Below are 21,350 nucleotides of genomic sequence, written 5' to 3'. Positions count from 1 at the left end.
TTGACGTGCGAGGTTTTTGTTCTACTCGTGCGAAATTATCGAATGGGTTGCTGGCGCTTTGACGGTTCCTTCAGCGCGTTGGGGCCAGCCGGCCGCGCCAGCAGACGCTTGGTCACGCCCAGCATGGCCACCGACACCGCGACGCCCAGCACAAAAGCGTTCATTCCCATCGTCGGCAGTGCCAGCGCCAACACCAGGCAGAAGGCGGCGAACGAATACATGCCGGTGGCGGTGGCGCGCAGCAGCGCGGCGGTAAAGGCCGGGCCACGGGTTTGCTGGGAGAACACCGCCATTACGCTGCCCAATACCGGGAACACCGCCAGCAGACCGCTCCAGCGGTCGCCGACGGTGCTGGCCAGCAGCGTCACGACCAACGTGAGCAATGCGCCGGCCAGCATGCGCAGCAGGAGCTTGTCGGATTTCGGCGCCGGGCCGCTGAGCACCGGTTGCACGGCGGGGAACAGGTATGGTGCGGCGAGCAGCGCGGTGGCGGCGGCGCACACTGAAAACACCAGGGATGCCGGGATCAGCGACAGGACAACCGCCACCAGCGCCCAGACCGACAGCGAGATCAGCAACGCCAGCGGCCATCCGGCCCGTTGTGCGACCTGAGCGTAGGTCACGCAAAACGCAATCATCGCGAACATCGCCGACAGCGCGGCGGTGGCCGAATGCGCGGCGAACGCCGGGCCTTGTTCAAGGGCGAGGAACAACAGGATCGGCCCGACCACCACCGGCAATCCCGACAACCAACCGGCCACGCTCGGCCCCCAGCGTTTGCCAGCCAGGGAAATCAGCAGCAGGAAGCCTGGAATCACCAGCAGTTTAAGGATCAACACGCGCACGTCTCCGACCTGAGTGAGGTAGCAACGGTAACATTGCATCGGATAGATTTCTTTATGTGCATGTGCATTTTGTATACAAAAATAGAGCCATTTTTGGAAATTGTACGAAAGGGTCTATCGCGCATACGTTTTGTTTGGGAATCCCGCAATGAGGCCAACCGCCATGAACCGCCAACGATCACCGCTGCGCCATGGCCTGTGGCTGCTTGTCTTGCTGAGCTGCCAGGCCCTGGCCAATTGGCAGGATTCGCTGCCCGGAGCGCAAATCCTCGGCAGCGGCGAGTTTCGCAAGTACGGTTTCGATGTCTACAGCGCACGGCTGTGGAGTACCTCGCGGCCCTTGGCGGGCGACCAGCCGTTTGCCCTGGAGCTGATCTATCAGCGCAGCATTTCCCGTGATGACCTGGTGAACGCCAGCGTCAGGGAAATCAAGCGACTCGCCGGCACCTCGATCAGTGCCGAGCAACTGGCCTCCTGGCAGACGCAGATGCAACAGTCGTTCGTCGATGTGCAGGCCGGCACGCGGCTGACCGGTGTGTATCTGCCGGGGCAGGGCGCGCGGTTTTTTCTCGGCCAGCAGTTGCTGCGTGAAGTGAAGGACCTGCAATTCGCCCAGGCGTTTTTTGCCATCTGGCTCGATCCGCGCACCAACAACCCTGAGTTGCGCCAGCAGTTGCTGGGCATGGCCCCGTAGACTTTGCGATGAACGATAACGCGGTCTACCTGAAAAAACGCAGGCAAAAAAGAACCCGGTGCGACTTGCATCGCACCGGGTGTTTTTCCAGACGGTCGCGGATCTTCGTGGGTCCCCGCGCCCTCTGTTGAACGCTGTGGGCTTACGCCCGCTCGAGCGCCAGTGCCACGCCCTGACCACCACCGATACACAGGGTGGCGAGGCCTTTTTTGGCGTCACGCTTGAGCATTTCATGCAGCAGGGTCACCAGCACGCGGCAACCCGAGGCACCGATCGGGTGACCCAGGGCAATGGCGCCGCCATTGACGTTGACCTTGTTCAAGTCCCATTCCAGGTCCTTGGCCACGGCCAGCGATTGCGCGGCGAAGGCTTCGTTGGCTTCGATCAGGTCCAGTTGGTCGATGTTCCAGCCGGCCTTGCCCAGGCAACGGCGGGTGGCCGACACCGGGCCGATGCCCATGATTGCCGGGTCGACGCCTGCGTTGGCGTAGGCGGCGATTTTCGCCAGTACCGGCAGGCCGAGGGCCTTGGCCTTTTCAGCGCTCATCAGGATCACAGCCGCGGCACCGTCGTTCAGCGATGAGGCGTTGCCAGCGGTCACCGAACCGTCCTTCTTGAAGGCTGGCTTGAGTTTGCCCAGGGATTCGGCGGTGGTGCCGGCCCGTGGCTGCTCGTCGGTGGCGAAGGACAGCGGATCGCCCTTGCGCTGCGGGATCAGGATCGGGGTGATTTCATCGACGAAGCGCCCGGCTTCGATGGCGGCCACGGCTTTCTGCTGCGAGGCGGCGGCGAACGCGTCCTGCTGCTCGCGGCTCAGGCTGTACTTCTCGGCCAGATTCTCGGCGGTGATGCCCATGTGGAAATCGTTGAACGCATCCCACAGGCCATCGCTGATCATGGTGTCGACGATTTGCGCGTGGCCCATGCGCAGGCCGGTGCGGGCACCGGGCATGACGTAGTTGGCCAGGCTCATGTTTTCCTGGCCGCCGGCGATGATCACCTCGGCATCGCCGCAGCGAATCGCCTGGGCGCCCAGGTGCAGGGCCTTGAGACCGGAGCCGCAGACCTTGTTCAGGGTCATGGCCGGCACCGAGAACGGCAGGCCGGCCTTGACCGCGGCCTGGCGCGCAGGGTTTTGCCCGGTGCCGGCGGTCAGCACCTGGCCCATGATCACTTCATCGACTTCTGCGGGGTTCAGGCCGGTTTGCGCCAGCAACTGGCGGATCACCGCAGCGCCCAGGTCCACCGCGGACACATTGGCCAGGGATCCCTGGAAGCTGCCGATCGCGGTGCGCGTGGCGGCAACAATGACGACTTCTTGCATGGAATGATTCCTCACTGGGCAGCGAACTGCATTTCCGGCACGTGGTCCGGCACGATCAGTTTACCGGCAGTCTTGGCGACGATCTCCTCGACGCTGACACCCGGTGCACGCTCTTTCAAAATGAACGCGCCGTTTTCGATTTCCAGGTAGGCCAGGTCAGTCAGCACGCGCTTGATGCACCCGGCGCCGGTCAGCGGCAGGCTGCATTGGGACAACAGCTTGGATTCACCATCCTTGGACGCGTGGGTCATGATGACGATGATGTTGTCTGCGCCGGCGACCAGGTCCATCGCGCCGCCCATGCCCTTGACCAGTTTGCCGGGGATCATCCACGAGGCGATGTTGCCTTGCACGTCCACCTCAAAGGCGCCCAGTACGGTCAGGTCGACATGACCACCGCGGATCATCGCGAAGGACTCGGCCGAGGAAAAAATCGAAGCACCGATACGTGCGGTCACCGTTTGTTTGCCGGCGTTGATCATGTCGGCATCGATGGTTTCTTCAGTAGGAAACGGACCCATGCCCAGCAGGCCGTTTTCCGACTGCAGCATGACTTCCATGCCTTCAGGGATGTAGTTGGCGACCAGGGTCGGGATGCCGATGCCCAGGTTCACGTAGAAGCCGTCCTGCATTTCGCGGGCGACGCGTTGAGCCATTTGTTCGCGGGAAAGTGCCATTGTTGTTATTCCTTCATTCGGTCCGGGGGCAGGGGATCACTTACGCACGGTGCGCTGTTCGATGCGCTTCTCGAACGTGCCGCAGATGATCCGGTCGACGTAGATGCCAGGGGTGTGGATCTGCGCCGGGTCCAGCTCGCCGGGTTCGACGATTTCTTCGACTTCGACCACGGTGATCTTGCCGGCGGTGGCCGCCAGCGGGTTGAAGTTCTGGGCGGTGTGGCGATAGATCACGTTACCGAAATGGTCGGCTTTCCAGCCTTTGACGATGGCGAAGTCGCCGGTGATGGATTCTTCCATCAGGTACTTGCGGCCATGGAATTCGCGGACTTCCTTGCCGTCGGCGACAGGCGTGCCAACCCCGGTGGCGGTGAAGAAGGCCGGGATGCCGGCGCCGCCTGCGCGCATTTTTTCGGCGAGGGTGCCTTGCGGGGTCAGGGTGACCTCGATTTCGCCCTTCAGCAGTTGCTCTTCGAACAGCTTGTTTTCGCCGACGTAGGACGCCACCACTTTGCTGATCTGGCGGTCGGTCAGCAGTACGCCGAGGCCGAAACCGTCGACGCCGCAGTTGTTGGAAACCACGGTGAGATCGCGGGTGCCCTTGCGTTTGATCTCGTTGATCAGGTTTTCCGGGATCCCGCACAGGCCGAAGCCGCCGGCGATCACGGTCATGCCGTCTTCAAGACCTGCCAGAGCTTCCTCGTAGGAACTCACACGCTTGTCGAAACCTGCCATATGCACCTCTTTTATTCTTTGTGGGCGGCTGGCTAGCCGAATGGGATGGAGTGTCTCGCTGGAGTATTCATTTGTTAAGTTGTTTTTTAGAGCGGATTGATTGATAAAGCTCAATAATGTGCTGCCCCGTCCTTTTCAGCTTAGAACCTGTAGCTTACAACTGGAGCCTTGCCCCATGACCGTCAAGCAGATCCGCGCCTTTCTGGCTGTGGCCCAGAGCCTGAGCTTTGCCGTGGCCTGCGAGCGCCTGCACCTGTCGCAATCGGCCCTGAGCCTGACCATCAAGGCGCTGGAGGAAGGCCTGGGCGGGCGCCTGTTCACCCGCACCACGCGTAACGTGGCGCTCACCGCCGAAGGCGAATCCCTGGTGCCGCTGGCGCGCCGGCTGATCGCCGACTGGGACAATGCCGAGGATGAGTTGCGCCAGCGCTTCACCCTGCAACGCGGTCGCGTGACTCTGGCGGCGATGCCGTCGTTCGCCGGCAACCTGCTGCCGCCGATCCTCAAGACCTTCCGCGCCCGTTATCCGAACGTCAACGTGACGGTCAATGACGTGATCAACGAGCAAGTGCTGGAAATGGTCCGTGACCGCCAGGTGGAGCTGGGGGTGGCGTTCGAGCCGACCCAGAGTTCGTCGCTGCAATTCACGCCGCTGTACATCGACCGTTTCGTCGCGGTGGTGCCCCTGGATTCGGCGCTGGCCGAACTCGATGACATCGACTGGCAGACCTTGCTCAAGGAGCCGTTCATTACCTTGCAGCGTCCGTCGACGGTGCGGGTGATGCTGGAAGAGCACTTGCAGGCCCGCGGCATGAAGCTGCCGGTGGAGTTTGAAAGCCATCAACTGGCGACAGTCGGGCGCATGGTCGCCAGTGGCCTGGGCGTCAGCGCGGTGCCGGCCTTGTGTGCCGGGCAGATGCGGGAGCTGGGCGCGCGTTGCATCACTTTGCGTGACCCGGTGGTGGAGCGGGCGCTCGGGGTGTTGACTTTGCCTGGGGGAGAGCTGTCGGCGGCGGCGCAGGCGTTGTTTGATGTGCTGAAGGAGGAAAACCTTGGGCAGCGATTTTCTTGAATGTGCGCCGGACCCTGTGGGAGCGAGCTTGCTCGCGATGGCGGTGGATCAGTCAGTAGATGTGTTGGATGTGCTGCCCTCATCGCGAGCAGGCTCGCTCCCACAGGGGGCTGGTTTCGTCAGTTGCCAAGTAGCTTCGCCAATATTGGCAACAACCGCTCGCACGCCCCCTCAATCTTCAAATCCAGAATCTCATCCGCCCGGGTCTTGCCCAGGTTGATCGCGATCAGCGGCTTGCCCTGATCCACCACCGCCCGGCACAGGCGAAACGCCGAATAGGCCATCAACGACGAGCCGACCACCAACAGCCCGGCAGCCTGTTCGACGGCCGCCATGGCCTTGGCCGCCGTGGCCTGCGCGACGTTCTCACCAAAAAACACCACATCCGGCTTCATCCGTTCCCCGGCGCAATGCGGGCAGCGCGGGACCTGGAAGCGTGCCTCGAAGGCCGGGTCGAGCAAGGTGTCGCCGTCCGGCGCCTGCATCGCGTCGACGCCGGCCAGGTACGGGTTCTGTGTTTCCATCAAGCGCTGGATCGAATCGCGCTCGCTGCGCTGGCCGCAATCCAGGCATAACACCCGGTGCAAACTGCCGTGGAGTTCGATCACGTCACGGCTGCCGGCCTGGTCGTGCAGGGTGTCGACGTTCTGGGTGATCAACCCGCTGATCTGTCGCGTGCCTTGCAAACGGGCCAGGGTGTCGTGGGCCACGTTCGGCTGTGCCAGACGCACCCTCGGCCAGCCGAGCATCGCCCGCGCCCAATAGCGCCGCCGGGACTCAGGGGCGGAGAGAAACTCCTGGTACATCATCGGCTGTCGGCCCCGGCGCACGCCCTGGTTGTCGCGATAGTCCGGGATGCCCGAGGGCGTGCTGATACCGGCACCGGTCAGCACGGCAAACGGCGCGTCGGCCATGAACTGATGGAGGCGATCGAGTTGGTCACGGGTCTGGCGATCGAGCATGCCGGGAAACCTGTAGGAGCGAGCCTGCTCGCGATGGAGTGTCAGTCGACATCAATATAGCTGACACACCATCGTCGGATCGCCGCCCGGACCAAGCTCGCTCCTACAGAGATGGCGGCGGGGATTATTTACGTGCCTCCAGGATCAGGTTGAACGGCGTTTCAGTCGCCCGGCGGAATTGAGTGAAACCCGCTTCGGTGAATACCTTGCGCAACCGCGTTTCACCGGCCTGGGCACCCAGGCCGAGGCCGACTTCCTGGGACAGCGAGTTGGGCGTGCAAATAAAGGTCGACGCCGCGTAGAACAGGCGACCTACCGGGTTGACGTTGTCGTCGAGCAAGTCGTTGGCGTAGGGCTCGACCAGCAGCACGGTGCCGTCGTCTTTCAATGATTCATAAGCATGTTTGGCCGCGCCTACCGGGTCGCCCATGTCGTGCAGACAGTCGAAGTAGCAGATCAGGTCGTAGTCGTTGCCGGGGTAGCTTTTGGCCGTGCCCTGGAAGAACCGGGCCCGATCGGACACACCACCTTCTTCGGCCCGTTGCGTGGCGACGGTAACGGAGGGCGCGTGGTAGTCGAAACCGACGAAGCGCGAATCCGGATACGCCTGGGCCATGATCACCGTCGAGGCGCCATGACCGCAGCCGATGTCCGCCACTTTGGCCCCGGCTTCCAGTTTGGCCACGACGCCGTCGAGGGCCGGCAACCATTCGGCGACCAAATGGGCTTTGTAGCCTGGGCGAAAGAAGCGTTCAGTACCGCTGAACATGCACGGATGGTGATCGCCCCAGGGCAGGGCGCCGTCGCCGCGCATGGCTTTGACCAGCTTGTCCTTGTCGTGGAAAAACGACGCGACCACGCTGATCCCGCCCGCCACATAAACCGGTGAGTCTTCGTTTGCCAAGGCCATGGCTTGCTCTTCGGGCAGGCTGAACTGGCCGTCACGGTGTTCCATATAGCCGGAGGCGGCGTGGGCGCTGAGCCATTCGCGCAGCAGGCGGGTGTTGCAGCCGGTTTTCTCGGCGAGGATTTCGGGGGTGATTGGCTGACTGTCGGCCATCGCCCGGTACAGGCCGAGCTCTTCACCGAGGATCACGTTGGCGAGCATCGCCGCACCGCCCATGTCATTTACCAGTTTGCCCATGAAATCGTTGAGTCTGGCCTCGTCCATCATGTGTGCTCCTTCAGCAGGATCACGGTCCAGGGGCATTGTCTGGCGAGGTGTTCGCCGCTGGGCGGTGGTCGTGGGAATGTGCAGGGCACCAAGCGGGTCCTGCGTGCATTTAGTTTAGCTGGCAGGCCATACAGCGCCGCCTTGAGTGACGAAAGCTACATTTCCCCGACTGACACTGGATTCTGTGGGAGCGATGTATCTCACTGTATCTAACCCGCCTTCCGATACAGTCCCGCGCAACTCCAGGCCCCAGCCGAACACAGACCCGATACAAACCTGCGATGAACTGTGAAGGTCGTTTTGGCACCGTTAAACCGTGGCGGCCAAGACTCTTTCCCTGGCCGTCGCAACCGGCGGCCGTACGCTCCTGACTCTGTTCCGCGCCTGATGCGGTCAAGGGGACTTCCATGACAACGCTTGTGTCTCAACCCGATCCCAACGTCACACCCGTGGATCGCCTGCGGGTCGATCACTACACCAACGGCATCATCGGTCCGAGCCAGCCGATGCTCGGGCCATTGGCCGACGGCGGCACGCTGATCACCGGTACGCCACCGGGCTGTTGGGGACCGATGATTACGCCCGCCTTCGAGGGCGGGCATGAAGTGACGCAACCGGTGGCGATCGCCGGTGCGCAAATCGGTGATGCGGTGGCCATCAAAATCAAAAGCATGCGTGTGACGTCGTTAGCGACTTCATCCGGGGTCATGAGCTTTGTTGAGGGGCGGTACAACGGCGATCCGTTCGTCTCGAAATTTTGCTCCACGTGCGGCACCGATCATCCCGCCAGCCATGTCGACGGCATCGGTGCCGAGGCCATTCGCTGTAACCACTGTGGTGCCGAGGTCAGCGCGTTTCGTTTCAGCCACGGTTATGTGATTGTGTTCGATGCGCAGAACCAGGTCAGCCTGACGGTCAACCAGGACGTCGCCAATCGGCTGGCAGGTAACGCATCAGAGATGTCGGCGTTGCCGGAATTCGCTGCCCAGCATTCGATCCTGTCCCTGGCCCGTGCCGATATTCCTGGCGTTGCTGCGCATATGCGGCCGTTTCTCGGCAACATCGGCACCCTGCCATCCCGGGACTTGCCCGACTCCCACAACTGCGCCGACTTCGGCCAGTACCTGATCAATGCACCGCACCGTTTCGGCATGACCCGCGAAGAACTGCACGCGGCGAAAACCGACGGCCACATGGACACCAACTCGATCCGCGAAGGCTGCGTACTGATTTGCCCGGTTAAAGTGCCCGGTGCCGGGGTGTACATGGGCGACATGCATGCGCAGCAGGGCAACGGCGAAATCGCCGGGCATGCCACCGATTGTTCCGGGGAAACCGAAGTGGTGGTGCAGGTGGTGAAGAACCTGACACTGGAGGGGCCGATCCTGTTGCAAAATCTCGATGACCTGCCGCCGATGGCCCGGCCAATGGACGCCGAACAATGGGAAAGAGTCCGTGAGCTGGGCGAGCGCTGGGGCCAGCACGAGATCGAACAGAGCGGCCCGATCACCTTCATAGGCAGCGGCGAGAACCTCAATCTCGCGGTGGAAAGCGGTCTGCAACGCGCCGCTTCCGTCACCGGCCTGCCTTATGACGAAGTCCTCAACCGCGCCACCATCACCGGATCGATCGACATCAGTCGCCTGCCGGGCACCGTGCGTGTGACGTTCCTGTGCCCGATGAATGTGCTCGATCGCATGGGCATCGGCCATCTGGTGCGTGAGAAATACGACCTGGCCTGACAGCCAATGGCGGGTCTGTACCACAGTGTGTATGGACTTGCTGGCGATACACACGCTGGCATTTTCCGGCACAAGTGAACACAGGCCCGATACACCGCTTCGATTAACTATGTCTGACGGCGGGCATCCATTCGGCGCCCGCGCCCCCAGACACCGTTTGAGATCGACATCATGCAAACCCCCGTCACTCCTGTAACGAAGGCCAGCGTCGGCCTTGGCCTGCGCCGCGGTTTAATGAAAGACCTCCAGGCCGCACCGGCAGGCGATTTCGACTTTCTGGAAGTCGCCCCGGAAAACTGGATCGGCATCGGCGGCGCCCATGGTGCGGCATTGCGGGCACTGGCCGAGCGCTATCCGTTGTCCTGTCACGGCCTGTCCCTGTCCCTGGGCGGGCCCTCGCCGCTGGACGTCGGGTTTTTGCAGGAAGTCCGGGGGTTTCTCGATCACTACAAGGTGCCGCTGTACAGCGAGCATTTGAGCTATTGCAGCGATGACGGTCACCTGTACGACCTGTTGCCGCTGCCGTTTACCGAAGAAGCGGTGCACCACGTCGCGGCGCGTATCCGTCAGGCCCAGGACATCCTCGGCCGACGTCTGGCGGTGGAAAACGTTTCCTATTACGCCGCGCCCCAGCAGGACATGGACGAGGTGACGTTCACCAATGCGGTGTTGCGCGAGGCCGATTGCGACCTGTTGCTGGACGTCAACAATGTCTACGTCAATTCGATCAATCACGGCTTCGATCCGCAGGCGTTTCTGGCAGGCATCGATGCGGGCCGGGTGGTGGCGATGCACATTGCCGGGCATTTCGATGAATCCGACACCTTGAAAATCGACACCCATGGCGCTTCGGTGAAACCGGCGGTGTGGTCGTTGCTGGCCCAGGCTTATGCCAGGTTTGATGCGCAACCGACCTTGCTGGAACGCGATTTCAATTTTCCGGCATTCGCTGAACTGGTGGCGGAATTGCAGACCATTCGCCGCCTGCAACAGGAGGTTTGAACCGTGAGCAAGCAATTGTTGCATCAACAGCAAAGCAGCATGGGCCAGTACCTGCGTGATCCCGAGCATTGTGTGCCTCCCGCGGAAATGGACCCGGCGCGGGCTCAGGTTTACCGCGATCTGGTGTTCGCCAACCTGTCTTCGCTGCTCAGTGGCACCTTTCCGGTGTTGGTGAGGATTCTTGGGGATGAGGATTGGCGTTCGCTGGTACGGATTTTTCTGCGGGACTACCGCGCCCGCACGCCGAAATTTGGTGAGATTGCTCAGGAGTTTGTCGAGTTTCTCGCGGCCGAGCCTCGGGCGTTGAGCGATGGGCCGTGGCCGCCGTTCATGGTGGAGTTGGCGCATTACGAGTGGGTGGAAATGGCGCTGCAACAGTCTGATGCCGAGCCCTTGGTTGGTGGTGATGCGACGTTGCTGGCGGATCGGCCCTTGCAGGTGTCGCCGCTGGCCTGGCCGTTGGCTTATGCATGGCCGGTGCAATTGCTGGGGCCGGATTACCAGCCGGATGCTTTACCTGATCAGCCGACGTTGTTGCTGGTGCGTCGCGCCGAGGACTGGAGCGTGAAGTTTTCCGGATTGAGTCCGTTGGCGTGGCGGTTGTTGCAACGAATTGGCGAGTTTCCCGGGCTGACCGGGCTTGCGCAGTTGCAGGGGTTGGCGGTGGAGGCGGGGGCGGTGGGGGCTTTGGAGTTTCTGGAGGGTGGGTTGGCGTTGTTGCGGCAGATGCATGAGGAGGGGGTTGTTGGGGTTGTTTGATCTTCTTTGACCTTGGCGGCCTTTGGGCCGACCAGGTTTCTGGGTGGTCGAGTACATATCCGTTTCTTCGGTAACGGCGGCTTATGGTTTCGCCCTTACGGCGAGTCCCTTTGGCAAACGCCCCAAAGGAACCAAAAGTCTCGCCCCGAACGTCCGGCCCCTCGCTTAGGCTCGGGGTTCCTTCGCTCCGGTATTCATCCGGGGGCATTGCCCTCCGGTCGGCTTCGCTTCGACCTACATGCAATGTGTTCGACTGCGTCGAACGGCGCTACGCGCCAATCCCCGGATGAACACCTCCACTCAGCCTCCCGAGGGGGCGGGTGGATCAAGATCAAAAGCTGCAGGCGAGCTAACGCTCGGCCTGATGAGTGGTGAAGAGCGAGGGTGTACGCCGCTCTGCCTTTGCTCTTCTGTGGGAGCGAGCTTGCTCGCGATGGCGGCCTGCCAGCCGACCAATTTCTTTCGAATGTACCCAGCCCAACTGTAGGAGCGAGCCTGCTCGCGAWRGCGKCCTACCGGCCGGCCTGATTCTTTGGTCCGTACGCACTTCAAAACTGTGGGAGCGAGCTTGCTCGCGATGGTGGCCTGCCAGCCGACCAATTTCTTTCGAATGTACCCAGCCCAACTGTAGGAGCGAGCCTGCTCGCGATAGCGTCCTGCCAGTCGACCAGGTACCTCACAGACGGACGAACCCCGCGAACAGGCCGGCCGGTAGGCCGCCTCGGTTGCTGTTGCGGTACACGCCCCCTCGTGAGGCCGAACGTGGCAAGAGCCCTTGGTTACTTGGGGCTTTTCCAAGTGACCCGCTGTAAGAGCGGAACCCTAAGCGGCCGTGACCGCAGAAATGGATATGTACACCCGTAAAAATCCATGCCGCCTGACACAAAGCCATCGCGAGCAAGCTCGCTCCCACAGGGATCTTCAGTGGCCACAATTCCCGAGTAAACCCGGGAACCCGAACCGAAAACATCTACACCGGTAATCGCAACTCCGCACACAGCCCGCCACCCTCTCGATTGCTCAAGGTCAACGCCCCGCCAATCGCAATCGCCAGTTGCTGGGCAATCGCCAGCCCCAGCCCGGTGCCGCCGGTGCTGCGGTTGCGGGAGTTTTCCACGCGGTAGAACGGCTCCATCACTTGCTTGAGTTCCTCCTCGGCGATCCCCGGACCACGGTCGAGGATCCTGATCGACAGGTTGCCATCGGCCTGCTTTTCCACTCGCAATTCGGCAGCCCCGGCAAACTTCAACGCGTTGTCCGTCAGGTTGACCAGCACCCGGCGCAGGGCGTGTGGGCGGGTGTCGATGACGGCGGCACTCTTGCCGGTGAGTTGAACGTCCTTGCCCATGTCCTGGTAGTCGAACACCAGGCTGTCGAGGAACGAGTCGAGGTCGGTTCGGCGGCTTTCTTCGGTGGCGCCGTGGATGCTGCGGGCGTAGGCCACGCCTTCGCGGACCAGGTGTTCCATCTCGCCCAGGTCGTTCCACAGTTTGTCTTTTTCGCTGGAGTCGTCCATGAACTCGGCGCGCAGTTTCATGCGGGTGATCGGGGTTTGCAGGTCGTGGGAGATCGCCGCGAGCAGCTGCATGCGTTCCTTCAGATAGGCCGCGATGCGTGCCTGCATCGAGTTGAAGGCCTTGGCGGCGTGGGCGACTTCGGTCGGGCCTTTTTCGTCCAGGAGCACGGGATGGGCATTGGGGTCCAGGTTCTCCACGGCGTCGGCAAGGCGGGTGAGGGGGCGGATGGCGATTCTGACCGCCAGCCAGGAGCAGGCAAGCATCAGCGCCAGTTGCCCGAGCAATACGATGGGTAGCCAGGGCGACAACGGGACCATTGTCGGACGGACGTCGATGGTCAGCGGGCTGTCATCCGCCAGGTTCAAGTGCACTTGAAAATGTTTTTTCGGCCCGGGGATGTCGGTAAAGGTCATCGGGTAATCGTGACCGATGGCGTCTTTGATCGAGGCGATGGCAATGGGCGCATCGGGCATGTCAGTGCGTATGGGCGTGCCCGGCGAACCCTCATTGAGCATGTAACTGTAATTGCGCCGCTCGAGTTGTTTGAGCCAACCGGCTCGCTCGTCGGCGGGCAAGCGGTCGAGGATGGCAACGGACGTGGAAACGTCGGTTTCCAGGTTGCCGAGCATGGTGTTTTTCGAGGATTCGTAGCGTTCGTAGTACTGCGCACCGAAGGACAATGCCTGGGCGAGGATCAGGCCGATCAGGAAAATCAGCGACAGCCGCGAGGCCAGGGTCCGCGGCCAATGCAGCGCCTGCGTCATGATTGATCGCCCAGGATTTCCACCGGCAGGGAAAACACATAGCCTTCGCTGCGCACGGTCTTGATGTAGGCCGGTTCGCGGGCGTCGTCGAGCAAGCGCTGGCGCAGGCGACTGACCAGCAGATCGATGGAACGGTCGAACAGGTCGGCGTCGCGGCCCTGGGTCAGGTTGAGCAATTGATCGCGGTTGAGCACTCGTTGTGGATGGTCGAGAAACACCCGCAGCAATCGATATTCGGCACCGCTCAGGGCCACCATGGTGCCGTCTTCATCGAGCAGGTGACGGGCCGAGGTGTCCAGGCGCCAGCGGCCGAAGGCCAGCAGGCGGCTGGCTTCGGTCACCACCAGGTTCGGCGGCAGCATGCGGGTGCGTCGCAGCACCGCGTTGATCCGCGCCAGCAGTTCACGGGCAGCGAACGGCTTGACCAGATAGTCGTCGGCGCCCATTTCCAGGCCGAGGATGCGATCGGTTTCATCGTTGCGGGCGGTGAGCATCAGCACCGGCGTGGCCTTGTGTTTGCCGGCGCGCAATTCGCGGCAGAGCACCAGGCCATCGTCCCCCGGCATCATGATGTCCAGCACGATCAAATCCACCGGGGTGGTTTCCAGGAAAGCGCGCATCTGCCGTCCATCCGCCACGACCGTGGTGCGCAGGCCGTTCTTCTTCAGGTAGTTGCCAACCAGTTCGCGGATTTCGCGGTCATCGTCAACGATGAGGATGTGATCAACGTGATCCATTGGGCCAAACCTCTGATAAATGGGGAATGCCACACAGTCTATCGAGCCTGGGCGGGGTCGCCTGCCGCCCTTTGTATTGCAGTGTATCTGGCTTGCCTGTGGATACACACGAAAGCAAAAAAGCCGATTTTCAGCGGTTTTGTATTGCTCTGTATCTGCGCCCGGCTCTGATACGTACCGATTGATTCGCGCCGATTCCCGACACAGACGAGATACCTCGCAGGCTTTTAATAGGTTCCATCGAGGCAAACCAGACTGCCTCGGCCCAACGAACCAACGACCTGTTGAAACCTTGAGGAGTCCGCCATGAACACCAAAGCCATCTACACCGCTTGCCTGTTTGCCGCCCTGAACATCTGCACCTTGTCGGCCCGTGCCGAAGCCGATGTCGCGCCTAAAACCTACACCTACGGCAGCCAACTTGACATCAGGAAAGTGGTGTCGCTGACCGAGGCCGCTACGCCTTCCTGCGGCGTGGTGAATGCACGGCTGACCTACCTCGACTCCCAGTCCAGAACCCAGGTGCTGGATTACAGCAAGTTCGCCGACAACTGCAACTCGGAAAACTGAGTGTTGCGATCAACCACCGCTCAATCCATTTGAAACAGGAAGGACATCATGAACAACGTTTCCCGCATTTTGACCGCCATCGCCTTTTCCGTCGCCGGTGCGGCAGCCCATGCCAACGCCGCTGTCGAGCAAAGTGCCTGCGCCAGCAACACCTGCTTCCAGCTCACGCCGGTGGCAGAGAAGGGCACCCAGGGATTCCTTGCACAGGACGGTTCCAGCCGTACGCCGCAAGGTCAGATGCTCGCCGAGAACGGTTCCAGCCGCACGCCTCAGGGGCAGTTACTGGATGAGCAGACGGCTTGAGAACCCCCCAATCCACTGTGGGAGCGAGCTTGCTCGCGATAGCGATGGTTCAGTCAACGATGTGCCGCCTGACCCGACGCCATCGCGAGCAGGCTCGCTCCCACATTGGCCAATGTGTCGCCCTCTAATGTTTATCAGGTGATCCCATGTTACTCATCGCTTTCCTGGGCGGCATATTGACCGTCCTCAGCCCGTGCATCCTGCCGGTCGTGCCATTCCTGTTCGCCGGGGCTGACCGCACACGCTCCTCGATCCTGCTCACCCTCGGCGGCATGGTCCTGACCTTTGCCCTGGTCTCCAGCCTGGCCGTGGTCAGCACTGAGTGGGTGATCCAGGCCAGCAACACCGGCCGCCACGTCGCGCTGGTGGTGATGGTGCTGTTCGCCCTGTCGCTGATCTCCGCCCGGGTCGGTGACTGGCTGGCGCGGCCTTTCGTGCTGCTGGGCAATCGCATCGACCCGAACTCGCGCAAGATGTCCGGGCCGCTGGCGTCGATCATGATCGGTGTCGCCACCGGGCTGCTCTGGGCACCCTGCGCCGGGCCGATCCTCGGGGTGATTCTCACCAGCGCGATGCTGCAGGGCGCGAACGCCGGCACCAGTCTGTTGTTGGTGGCCTATGGCGCGGGCAGTGCGCTGTCCCTGGGCACCTTGATCTTTGCCGGTTGCGGCCTGGTCAATCGCTTGAAACCGTCGATTCCGGTTACTGGCTGGTTGCGTCGTGGCGCCGGGGTTGCGGTGCTGGCCGGTGCGGCAGTGATTGCAACCGGGGCCAATGACCTGTTGCTGGCCAATACCTCATCGGAAGGTGTCAGCAGTGTGGAGAAAGGCGTGCTGGAGGCCGTGCCGAAAGTCGTCGATTACCTGGTCAGCAAGGTCAAGGCCGACAGCACCATGGGCGATGCTCAGGGCGCCATGCCGTCGCTGTCCGGCGCAGTGGAATGGCTCAACTCGCCAGCCCTGAGCAACGAGGCCCTGAAAGGCAAAGTGGTGCTGGTGGACTTCTGGACCTTCGACTGCATCAACTGCAAGCACACCCTGCCGTACGTGAAGGACTGGGCGAAGAAGTATGAAAAGGACGGGCTGGTGGTGATCGGCGTGCACACGCCTGAATACGGCTTTGAACGCATCATCGACAACGTCAGGACCAAAGTGAAGGAATACGGCATCACCTACCCGGTGGCGATCGATAACAACTACGCGATCTGGCGCAACTTCGACAACCAGTACTGGCCGGCGCACTACCTGATCGATGCCAAGGGCCAGGTGCGTTACACCCACTTCGGTGAAGGCAGCTACGACACGCAGGAACAAATGATTCAGCAGTTGCTGCAGGAGGCCAAGGCCAGCGCGCCAGCGGCGTGATCCGCTCGATCAATGGCTCACAGGTCCCGCGCCATGAGCCATTGATCTTTTTCCCATGCCTGAAAACGCTCTTGCACCACCCAGCCACGCTTGGCGTAATAAGCGCTCTGGTCCTGGGTGTGCAGGTAGATTCTCTTCTCGCCGCTGACTTTGGCTTGCGCGCAAATCCCTTCTATCAACTGCTCCGCCAGGCCCTTGCCGCGTGCCTCGGGGGTGATAAACACGCAAGCGAGCCAAGGTCCCAGATCCGGGCGATGGGCCAGGTCGGCCCTGGCCAGTGCCGCGCCACCCAGCAGTTCGTCGTGGTCGAGGGCGATCAGACATTTCCAGTCGCTGTTGTTCTGGCCTTCGGCGAACTCTCGTTGCCAGTCGGGCAGGGGCTGTCCGGCATATTCGTAGTGGAACTGCCGGTGGATCCACGAAGTGAATGTATTGCTGTGCTGCATATGTCGAGCAAGCCAGTCCAGGCGGGGTGCCATGTTGTGAGTCCTTTCAGAGGTTGGTCGCTGAGTAGCGAGAGTAGCGGGCCTGGGCGGTGCTGTCGCCCCCGCCGGTTCAGCGACTGCTCAAGTGATTCGAGGCGGCCTGACCGCGCCGCCACGCCGCCGGCGGCGCACCGTACTCGCGACGGAAGGCGCGGCTGAAGGCGGTATCGGTTTGGTAACCCACTTCTTCGGCGATGCGCGTCAATGAGCTATTGCTGCTGCGCAACAGGTTGGCGGCGAGCAACATCCGCCATTGCGTCAGGTACTGCATCGGCGACACCCCCACCAGTTGCTGGAAGCGTTCGGCCAACACCGATCTTGAGGTGCTGGCGGTGCGCGCCAGTTCGTCCAGCGTCCAGGCGTGGCAGGGTTTTTTGTGCAAGGCGTTGAGGGCTGCGCCGACGATGCGGTCGCGCACACCGGCCAGCCAGCCGGTGCGGCCTTCGCCCTGTTCGTTCATGTACAGGCGCAGCACTTCGATGAACAGCACTTCGGCGAGTTTGGCCAATACCCCTTCGCCACCGGGGCGGGGCGAGCGGGCTTCGGCGAGGGCATAGCGCACGGAAGATTCCAGCCAGATACCGGCATTCGAACCGCGCACATTGACCCGCACCACAGCCGGCAATCCCCTGAGCAACATGCCCGCCAGGCGCGTATCGCACGCCAGGTAGCCGCACACCAATCGGGTGACCGCGCCACCTCCGCCATAGCTCAATTGCCTGGGGCGGCGCGCCAGCACCGCATCCAGTCGCGCACCCGTGGCCGGGGGCAATCCGGGACGTGAACACATGCGATGGGCATCGCCCTGGGGGAAGATCACCACGTCGCCCGCACTCAGCAGCAGCGGCGGGTCATCGCCCAGTTCGACGTAGCATTCGCCCTCGGTGATCAGGTGAAAGATCACCACCCGTTCCGCATCGGGCTCCAGAAACGGCGCTGCCGTATCAGCGCTGGGCGACTGGTAGCACCAGGGCGCGGTGAACCGGGCGTTGATGAAGATCGCGCCGACCAGGTGCACGACGCGCAGGGTCTGTGACAGAGCGTCCATTGGGGTTTCCCCGTGGGAGGTTCCTGATTGTGAAGGCGCCTGCGCGCTACGTGGAATCTCCGGACGATCGGGCAGGGCTGACCGACGATCGGACAGGACGCCGGCGCCCGTCAGGACGATAGTTGGTTCACAGGGTGATTGCCGCCCTGCCATCCAGAACAATAAAGAGAGGTTGCCATGCCTAAGTACGTTATTGAACGTGAGATCCAGGGCGCCGGAGCTCTGTCGGAAAGGGATTTGAAAGCCGCTTCGCTAAAGTCCTGCCAGGCGTTGCGTGAGTTGCCAGAGGTGCAGTGGCTGCAGAGCTATGTCACCGGTGACAAGCTCTACTGCGTGTACATCTCGCCGAACGAGGAGCAGATCCAGGAGCACGCCAGGATCAGTGGTTTTCCCGCCAACCGCATTTCCCAGGTCATGAACATCATCGATCCGACGACGGCGGAGTAACCGCGACCGGACCCGATTCGTGTTTCAACCCAGAGACCGTCTCCATGAGTACACCCATTGATCTGACTGCCTTGAAAAACCGCCAGATGGCCTCCTGGGCCAGCGGCGACTACGCCGTGATCGGCACCACCCTGCAGATCGTCGGCGAGCAACTGGCCGAAGCCTGCGACCTGTTGTGCGATGAACGCGTGCTCGACGTTGCCGCTGGCAACGGCAACGCGACCCTCGCTGCGGCGCGCCGTGGCTGCCAGGTGACGTCCACCGATTATGTCGCTGCCTTGCTCGAACGCGGCGAAGAGCGGGCCCGGGCAGAGCGCCTGAGCGTCTCCTTCCAGGTCGCCGATGCCGAAGCCTTGCCCTTTGCCGACGGCAGTTTTGATGCCGTGCTGTCGACCTTCGGCGTGATGTTCACGCCGGACCAGCCCAAAGCCGCCGCGGAACTGGCGCGGGTTTGTCGCCCGGGCGGGCGGATCGGCCTGGCCAACTGGACGCCGGAAGGTTTCGTCGGCCAGATGTTCAAGACCCTGGGCCAGCACCTGCCACCCCCTCCAGGTGCGAGTCCACCCTCACGCTGGGGCAGCGAAGCCTGGTTGCACGAGCATTTCGACGAGCGTGAATTCCTGCTCCAGGTGACGCGCCGCACGTTCAATTTCCGCTATCGCTCGGCGGCGCATTTCATCGACACCTTCCGCGAGTGGTACGGGCCGGTGCACAAGGCCTTCGCCGCGCTGCCCGCGGACGGCGCCAAGGCCCTGGAGTCGGACCTGACCGAGTTGATCAACCGGATGAACCGGGCGGGCGACAAGTCGCTGGTGGTGCCGAGTGAATACCTGGAGGTGGTGATTACGCGGCGGTAGCTGAAAACCCTGCAAAAAACTGTGGGAGCGAGCTTGCTCGCGATAGCGGTCTTCCAGTCACAGATGCTGTGTCTGATACACCGCCATCGCGAGCAAGCTCGCTCCCACAGGGGTTGTGTGGTGGTCAATGGTATCTAAATCACTACGGCACCCCGCGCCTCCAGCAACTCGCGCAACACCGACCGATGACAATGCGCTTCATCCTCGCAATAACAGCCCACGGCCAGGGACGTCTGATGGGACAGCGCGGCCAGCAGGTCCAGCATCTGACTGGCAGCGGGCTGGCTCATCTCGGCCTTGAATTTGCGTCTGAACACCTCCCAGGTCTTGGCGTCTTGTGCAGCCTTGGCCTCGGCCACCAGCTCTGCGCTGGGCGACAGCAGCGGCTGCCAGACATCATAAAAATCCCGCCGGGCGAATTCGGTTTTCGGTACGCCACGGGGAGGGCGGCGTACCGTGCCCAGGCGCAAACCTTCGTCGGGGCGACGGGGCGATCCGAGTTGAACGATATGGACCGGCATGGCTACTTGAGCCGCGATTCGTCGAGCCACTCCAGCACCGTGCGCCACAAGCAGATGCCCAGGAAGTACGCCGACATCAGCAGCCACAGCCCCATCACCAACGGGTTGATCACCGGGTGGTTGAGTACCAGCGACAAGCTGCACAGCAACCAGATGGCCGTCACTGCAATGTTGATCGGCATGAACCGGCGCACGCGAAACGGGTGCAGAAATTTCATCCGGGTCACGGTCAGCAGCGCCAGGCCAATGACTGTAACGAAGGTGATCCATGGCGACGGGGCGATGATGTACAGGCACAGGGCAACCACGTTCCAGGCGGCGGGGAACCCCTGAAAGTAGTTGTCCTTGCTCTTCATGTTGACGTTGCAGAAGCAGAACAGCGACGACACCAGAATCAGCGACACGCTCAGCAGCAAGGTGTAGTCCGGCAGCGGGATGTAGCGATAGATGAACAGTGCCGGGATAAACACGTACGTCAGGTAATCGATCACCAGATCGAGGATCGAGCCATCGAAGCTCGGCAACACCGACTGCACGTTGACCTTGCGTGCCAGCGCACCGTCCAGTCCGTCGACGATCAGGGCGACACCCAGCCACAGCAGGCAATGGGTCGGCTGGTTATCCAGCAGGGACAGGGTGGCGAGGAAAGCGGTGACCACGCCAGTGGCGGTAAAACCATGGGCGCCCCATGCTTTGAGCCTGGCGATGTACAGGGTTGAAATCACGGGGGCGTTCTCCAGTGAATGAAGCAAGCCAGTTGTCACCCCGCGTACGGGGCGGTGGCAAACCGGGTCGGGTTGCAGGTATCGACCGGGTATCCGGGAATAAGGTTCACCACCTATGAATCTTAGCTGTGCCGAAAAAAATACTCCGGACAAATCCGCGGTAGCGTCGGCGCGTCAGCCCAACGGTGCTGGCACATTCACCTGCGAGGTCTATCGTTGCCTGACTGGATAAAACCCTGCCAAAGAGGACAAACGGCATGAACACCAGCGATCTGCTCGAACAATTATTGCGCGCCGGCCAGGGCTCGATGGCGCAACAGGGTGGCGGTGGCGGGTCGGCCCAAGGCGGGCTCGGCGACCTGGGTGGATTGCTCGGCGGCTTGTTGGGTGGTGGCGCCGGTGCCGGTGCTGGCGGCGGTGGCGCAGGGCTGGGCGGTTTGCTCGGTGGTTTGCTTGGCGGCGGTTCGCCGATGGGCGGTGCACCGCAAAGTCGTTCCGCTGGCGGCACCAATTATGCGGCGCTGGCGTCCCTGGGCATGATGGCGTTCCAGGCGTACCAGGCCTGGCAGCGCAGTCAGGCGTCGGCACCGCAAGAAGCGCCACGGACCGTGGACTTGCTGGCCGGCCCGGAGGCCGAGGAACACAGCCATGCGATCCTGCGGGCATTGATTGCCGCGGCCAAGGCCGATGGCCGGATCGATGAAGCAGAGAAACAGATGATCAGCACTGAAATCGGCCGTCACACTGACGATCCTCAATTGCAGCAATGGCTGGACGACGAGGTCGCCAAGCCACTGGACCCCAATGAAGTCGCGCAATCGGCCACCGACCCCGGCATGGCCTCGGAGATGTACCTGGCCAGCGTGATGCTGGTGGACGACCAGCAGGACGCCGAGCGCAACTATCTGGATGAACTGGCCGCCGCGTTGCAGATCGACCCGCAGTTGCAATTGCATCTGGAGCAGCAGGCCAAGGGCGGTGCGGTCTAAATTGCCTTCGGCGGCAGAAGCGTGGGGATGAAGGAGT

Annotated in this window: 23 protein-coding genes; 11 read left to right on the top strand and 12 right to left on the bottom strand. The window is 62.1% G+C overall.

Annotated elements, in window-relative coordinates; all coding sequences use genetic code 11:
* Window positions 1–35: 35 nt before the first annotated feature.
* Window positions 36–839, bottom strand: coding sequence for a hypothetical protein (locus AC1D1M_RS13745; protein WP_477776186.1), 804 nt, complete (start codon window positions 837–839; stop codon window positions 36–38).
* Window positions 840–1,008: 169 nt separating this feature from the next.
* Between AC1D1M_RS13745 and AC1D1M_RS13740 the strand changes: the two genes are divergently transcribed.
* Window positions 1,009–1,539 (top strand): chalcone isomerase family protein, encoded by a 531-nt coding sequence (locus AC1D1M_RS13740; protein ID WP_477776038.1) that lies wholly within the window; start codon window positions 1,009–1,011, stop codon window positions 1,537–1,539.
* 142 nt (window positions 1,540–1,681) lie between these two features.
* Here the strand turns inward: AC1D1M_RS13740 and AC1D1M_RS13735 are convergent, their stop codons facing one another.
* Genes AC1D1M_RS13735 through AC1D1M_RS13725 form a run of 3 tightly spaced genes read right to left on the bottom strand, consistent with a single transcriptional unit; the run spans window position 1,682 to window position 4,275 of the window.
* A complete protein-coding gene (locus AC1D1M_RS13735) occupies window positions 1,682–2,863 on the bottom strand; it encodes an acetyl-CoA C-acetyltransferase (RefSeq protein ID WP_477776037.1) in 1,182 nt (393 codons plus the stop codon).
* A gap of 11 nt (window positions 2,864–2,874) precedes the next feature.
* The gene (locus AC1D1M_RS13730) at window positions 2,875–3,540 is read right to left on the bottom strand and encodes a CoA transferase subunit B (protein WP_057399619.1); all 666 of its coding nucleotides are present in this window, start codon (window positions 3,538–3,540) and stop codon (window positions 2,875–2,877) included.
* 36 nt (window positions 3,541–3,576) lie between these two features.
* Window positions 3,577–4,275 carry a CoA transferase subunit A gene (locus AC1D1M_RS13725; protein ID WP_034150336.1) on the bottom strand — a complete coding sequence of 233 codons (699 nt, stop codon included), beginning with the start codon at window positions 4,273–4,275 and terminating at the stop codon, window positions 3,577–3,579.
* A gap of 175 nt (window positions 4,276–4,450) precedes the next feature.
* Here AC1D1M_RS13725 and AC1D1M_RS13720 point away from each other — a divergent pair, with 175 nt between their 5' ends.
* The gene (locus tag AC1D1M_RS13720; protein ID WP_477776036.1) at window positions 4,451–5,347 is read left to right on the top strand and encodes a LysR substrate-binding domain-containing protein; all 897 of its coding nucleotides are present in this window, start codon (window positions 4,451–4,453) and stop codon (window positions 5,345–5,347) included.
* Between the two features lie 119 nt (window positions 5,348–5,466).
* Here AC1D1M_RS13720 and AC1D1M_RS13715 read toward each other — a convergent pair whose 3' ends face one another.
* On the bottom strand, window positions 5,467–6,309 hold the full coding sequence (locus AC1D1M_RS13715) for an NAD-dependent protein deacetylase (protein WP_477776035.1): 843 nt from the start codon (window positions 6,307–6,309) through the stop codon (window positions 5,467–5,469).
* Between the two features lie 124 nt (window positions 6,310–6,433).
* Window positions 6,434–7,480, bottom strand: a complete 1,047-nt coding sequence (locus AC1D1M_RS13710; RefSeq protein WP_477776185.1) for a class I SAM-dependent methyltransferase — start codon at window positions 7,478–7,480, stop codon at window positions 6,434–6,436.
* A 410-nt stretch (window positions 7,481–7,890) separates the two neighbouring features.
* Between AC1D1M_RS13710 and AC1D1M_RS13705 the strand changes: the two genes are divergently transcribed.
* The 3 genes from AC1D1M_RS13705 (at window position 7,891) to AC1D1M_RS13695 (ending at window position 10,986) form a co-directional block, all read left to right on the top strand.
* Window positions 7,891–9,225, top strand: coding sequence for an acetamidase/formamidase family protein (locus tag AC1D1M_RS13705; RefSeq protein ID WP_477776034.1), 1,335 nt, complete (start codon window positions 7,891–7,893; stop codon window positions 9,223–9,225).
* 171 nt (window positions 9,226–9,396) lie between these two features.
* Window positions 9,397–10,227 (top strand): HvfB family MNIO-type RiPP peptide maturase, encoded by an 831-nt coding sequence (locus AC1D1M_RS13700; protein WP_477776033.1) that lies wholly within the window; start codon window positions 9,397–9,399, stop codon window positions 10,225–10,227.
* A 3-nt stretch (window positions 10,228–10,230) separates the two neighbouring features.
* The gene (locus tag AC1D1M_RS13695) at window positions 10,231–10,986 is read left to right on the top strand and encodes an HvfC family RiPP maturation protein (RefSeq protein WP_477776032.1); all 756 of its coding nucleotides are present in this window, start codon (window positions 10,231–10,233) and stop codon (window positions 10,984–10,986) included.
* Between the two features lie 970 nt (window positions 10,987–11,956).
* Here the strand turns inward: AC1D1M_RS13695 and AC1D1M_RS13690 are convergent.
* Window positions 11,957–13,267, bottom strand: a complete 1,311-nt coding sequence (locus tag AC1D1M_RS13690) for an ATP-binding protein (protein ID WP_477776031.1) — start codon at window positions 13,265–13,267, stop codon at window positions 11,957–11,959.
* The gene (locus AC1D1M_RS13685; protein ID WP_095946382.1) at window positions 13,264–14,004 is read right to left on the bottom strand and encodes a response regulator; all 741 of its coding nucleotides are present in this window, start codon (window positions 14,002–14,004) and stop codon (window positions 13,264–13,266) included. The genes AC1D1M_RS13690 and AC1D1M_RS13685 overlap by 4 nt, the downstream gene beginning before the upstream one ends.
* A 306-nt stretch (window positions 14,005–14,310) precedes the next feature.
* Between AC1D1M_RS13685 and AC1D1M_RS13680 the strand changes: the two genes are divergently transcribed.
* From AC1D1M_RS13680 to AC1D1M_RS13670, 3 genes are all read left to right on the top strand, one after another.
* Entirely contained in the window at window positions 14,311–14,574 is a 264-nt protein-coding gene (locus AC1D1M_RS13680) for a DUF2790 domain-containing protein (RefSeq protein WP_056723659.1), read from the top strand.
* Window positions 14,575–14,622: 48 nt separating this feature from the next.
* A complete protein-coding gene (locus AC1D1M_RS13675; protein ID WP_056723660.1) occupies window positions 14,623–14,877 on the top strand; it encodes a hypothetical protein in 255 nt (84 codons plus the stop codon).
* 146 nt (window positions 14,878–15,023) lie between these two features.
* Window positions 15,024–16,241: a cytochrome c biogenesis protein DipZ gene (locus AC1D1M_RS13670; protein ID WP_477776030.1), complete on the top strand. Its 1,218-nt coding sequence runs from the start codon at window positions 15,024–15,026 to the stop codon at window positions 16,239–16,241.
* 17 nt (window positions 16,242–16,258) lie between these two features.
* On the opposite strand, the gene AC1D1M_RS13665 is transcribed toward AC1D1M_RS13670, so the two are convergent.
* Both AC1D1M_RS13665 and AC1D1M_RS13660 read right to left on the bottom strand, forming a co-directional pair.
* Window positions 16,259–16,720 (bottom strand): GNAT family N-acetyltransferase, encoded by a 462-nt coding sequence (locus AC1D1M_RS13665; RefSeq protein ID WP_477776029.1) that lies wholly within the window; start codon window positions 16,718–16,720, stop codon window positions 16,259–16,261.
* 76 nt (window positions 16,721–16,796) lie between these two features.
* On the bottom strand, window positions 16,797–17,774 hold the full coding sequence (locus AC1D1M_RS13660; protein WP_477776028.1) for an AraC family transcriptional regulator: 978 nt from the start codon (window positions 17,772–17,774) through the stop codon (window positions 16,797–16,799).
* A 177-nt stretch (window positions 17,775–17,951) separates the two neighbouring features.
* Between AC1D1M_RS13660 and AC1D1M_RS13655 the strand changes: the two genes are divergently transcribed.
* Together AC1D1M_RS13655 and AC1D1M_RS13650 are read left to right on the top strand one after the other, a co-directional pair.
* On the top strand, window positions 17,952–18,221 hold the full coding sequence (locus AC1D1M_RS13655; RefSeq protein ID WP_477776027.1) for a DUF4242 domain-containing protein: 270 nt from the start codon (window positions 17,952–17,954) through the stop codon (window positions 18,219–18,221).
* Between the two features lie 44 nt (window positions 18,222–18,265).
* Window positions 18,266–19,078, top strand: coding sequence for a class I SAM-dependent methyltransferase (locus AC1D1M_RS13650; RefSeq protein ID WP_477776026.1), 813 nt, complete (start codon window positions 18,266–18,268; stop codon window positions 19,076–19,078).
* A 134-nt stretch (window positions 19,079–19,212) separates the two neighbouring features.
* Here AC1D1M_RS13650 and AC1D1M_RS13645 read toward each other — a convergent pair whose 3' ends face one another.
* Window positions 19,213–19,599 carry a DUF488 domain-containing protein gene (locus tag AC1D1M_RS13645; RefSeq protein ID WP_477776025.1) on the bottom strand — a complete coding sequence of 129 codons (387 nt, stop codon included), beginning with the start codon at window positions 19,597–19,599 and terminating at the stop codon, window positions 19,213–19,215.
* 2 nt (window positions 19,600–19,601) lie between these two features.
* Window positions 19,602–20,324, bottom strand: a complete 723-nt coding sequence (gene pcsA, locus AC1D1M_RS13640) for a phosphatidylcholine synthase (RefSeq protein ID WP_477776024.1) — start codon at window positions 20,322–20,324, stop codon at window positions 19,602–19,604.
* Between the two features lie 257 nt (window positions 20,325–20,581).
* Here pcsA and AC1D1M_RS13635 point away from each other — a divergent pair, with 257 nt between their 5' ends.
* On the top strand, window positions 20,582–21,313 hold the full coding sequence (locus AC1D1M_RS13635) for a tellurite resistance TerB family protein (RefSeq protein ID WP_477776023.1): 732 nt from the start codon (window positions 20,582–20,584) through the stop codon (window positions 21,311–21,313).
* Window positions 21,314–21,350: the final 37 nt, after the last annotated feature.

This window comes from Pseudomonas sp. P1_F7, assembly GCF_056405655.1.
This window is presented reverse-complemented; position numbering and strand designations above follow the sequence as displayed.

Coding starts and splice junctions, on each gene's coding strand:
- AC1D1M_RS13655 (WP_477776027.1), top strand. CDS start 17,952: ATGCCTAAGTACGTTATTGAACGTGAGATCCAGGGCGCCGGAGCTCTG.
- AC1D1M_RS13645 (WP_477776025.1), bottom strand. CDS start 19,599: ATGCCGGTCCATATCGTTCAACTCGGATCGCCCCGTCGCCCCGACGAA.
- AC1D1M_RS13670 (WP_477776030.1), top strand. CDS start 15,024: ATGTTACTCATCGCTTTCCTGGGCGGCATATTGACCGTCCTCAGCCCG.
- AC1D1M_RS13710 (WP_477776185.1), bottom strand. CDS start 7,480: ATGGACGAGGCCAGACTCAACGATTTCATGGGCAAACTGGTAAATGAC.
- AC1D1M_RS13665 (WP_477776029.1), bottom strand. CDS start 16,720: ATGGCACCCCGCCTGGACTGGCTTGCTCGACATATGCAGCACAGCAAT.
- AC1D1M_RS13730 (WP_057399619.1), bottom strand. CDS start 3,540: ATGGCACTTTCCCGCGAACAAATGGCTCAACGCGTCGCCCGCGAAATG.
- AC1D1M_RS13740 (WP_477776038.1), top strand. CDS start 1,009: ATGAACCGCCAACGATCACCGCTGCGCCATGGCCTGTGGCTGCTTGTC.
- AC1D1M_RS13685 (WP_095946382.1), bottom strand. CDS start 14,004: ATGGATCACGTTGATCACATCCTCATCGTTGACGATGACCGCGAAATC.
- AC1D1M_RS13635 (WP_477776023.1), top strand. CDS start 20,582: ATGAACACCAGCGATCTGCTCGAACAATTATTGCGCGCCGGCCAGGGC.
- AC1D1M_RS13715 (WP_477776035.1), bottom strand. CDS start 6,309: ATGCTCGATCGCCAGACCCGTGACCAACTCGATCGCCTCCATCAGTTC.
- AC1D1M_RS13660 (WP_477776028.1), bottom strand. CDS start 17,774: ATGGACGCTCTGTCACAGACCCTGCGCGTCGTGCACCTGGTCGGCGCG.
- AC1D1M_RS13675 (WP_056723660.1), top strand. CDS start 14,623: ATGAACAACGTTTCCCGCATTTTGACCGCCATCGCCTTTTCCGTCGCC.
- AC1D1M_RS13690 (WP_477776031.1), bottom strand. CDS start 13,267: ATGACGCAGGCGCTGCATTGGCCGCGGACCCTGGCCTCGCGGCTGTCG.
- AC1D1M_RS13650 (WP_477776026.1), top strand. CDS start 18,266: ATGAGTACACCCATTGATCTGACTGCCTTGAAAAACCGCCAGATGGCC.
- AC1D1M_RS13725 (WP_034150336.1), bottom strand. CDS start 4,275: ATGGCAGGTTTCGACAAGCGTGTGAGTTCCTACGAGGAAGCTCTGGCA.
- AC1D1M_RS13720 (WP_477776036.1), top strand. CDS start 4,451: ATGACCGTCAAGCAGATCCGCGCCTTTCTGGCTGTGGCCCAGAGCCTG.
- AC1D1M_RS13735 (WP_477776037.1), bottom strand. CDS start 2,863: ATGCAAGAAGTCGTCATTGTTGCCGCCACGCGCACCGCGATCGGCAGC.
- AC1D1M_RS13705 (WP_477776034.1), top strand. CDS start 7,891: ATGACAACGCTTGTGTCTCAACCCGATCCCAACGTCACACCCGTGGAT.
- AC1D1M_RS13680 (WP_056723659.1), top strand. CDS start 14,311: ATGAACACCAAAGCCATCTACACCGCTTGCCTGTTTGCCGCCCTGAAC.
- AC1D1M_RS13700 (WP_477776033.1), top strand. CDS start 9,397: ATGCAAACCCCCGTCACTCCTGTAACGAAGGCCAGCGTCGGCCTTGGC.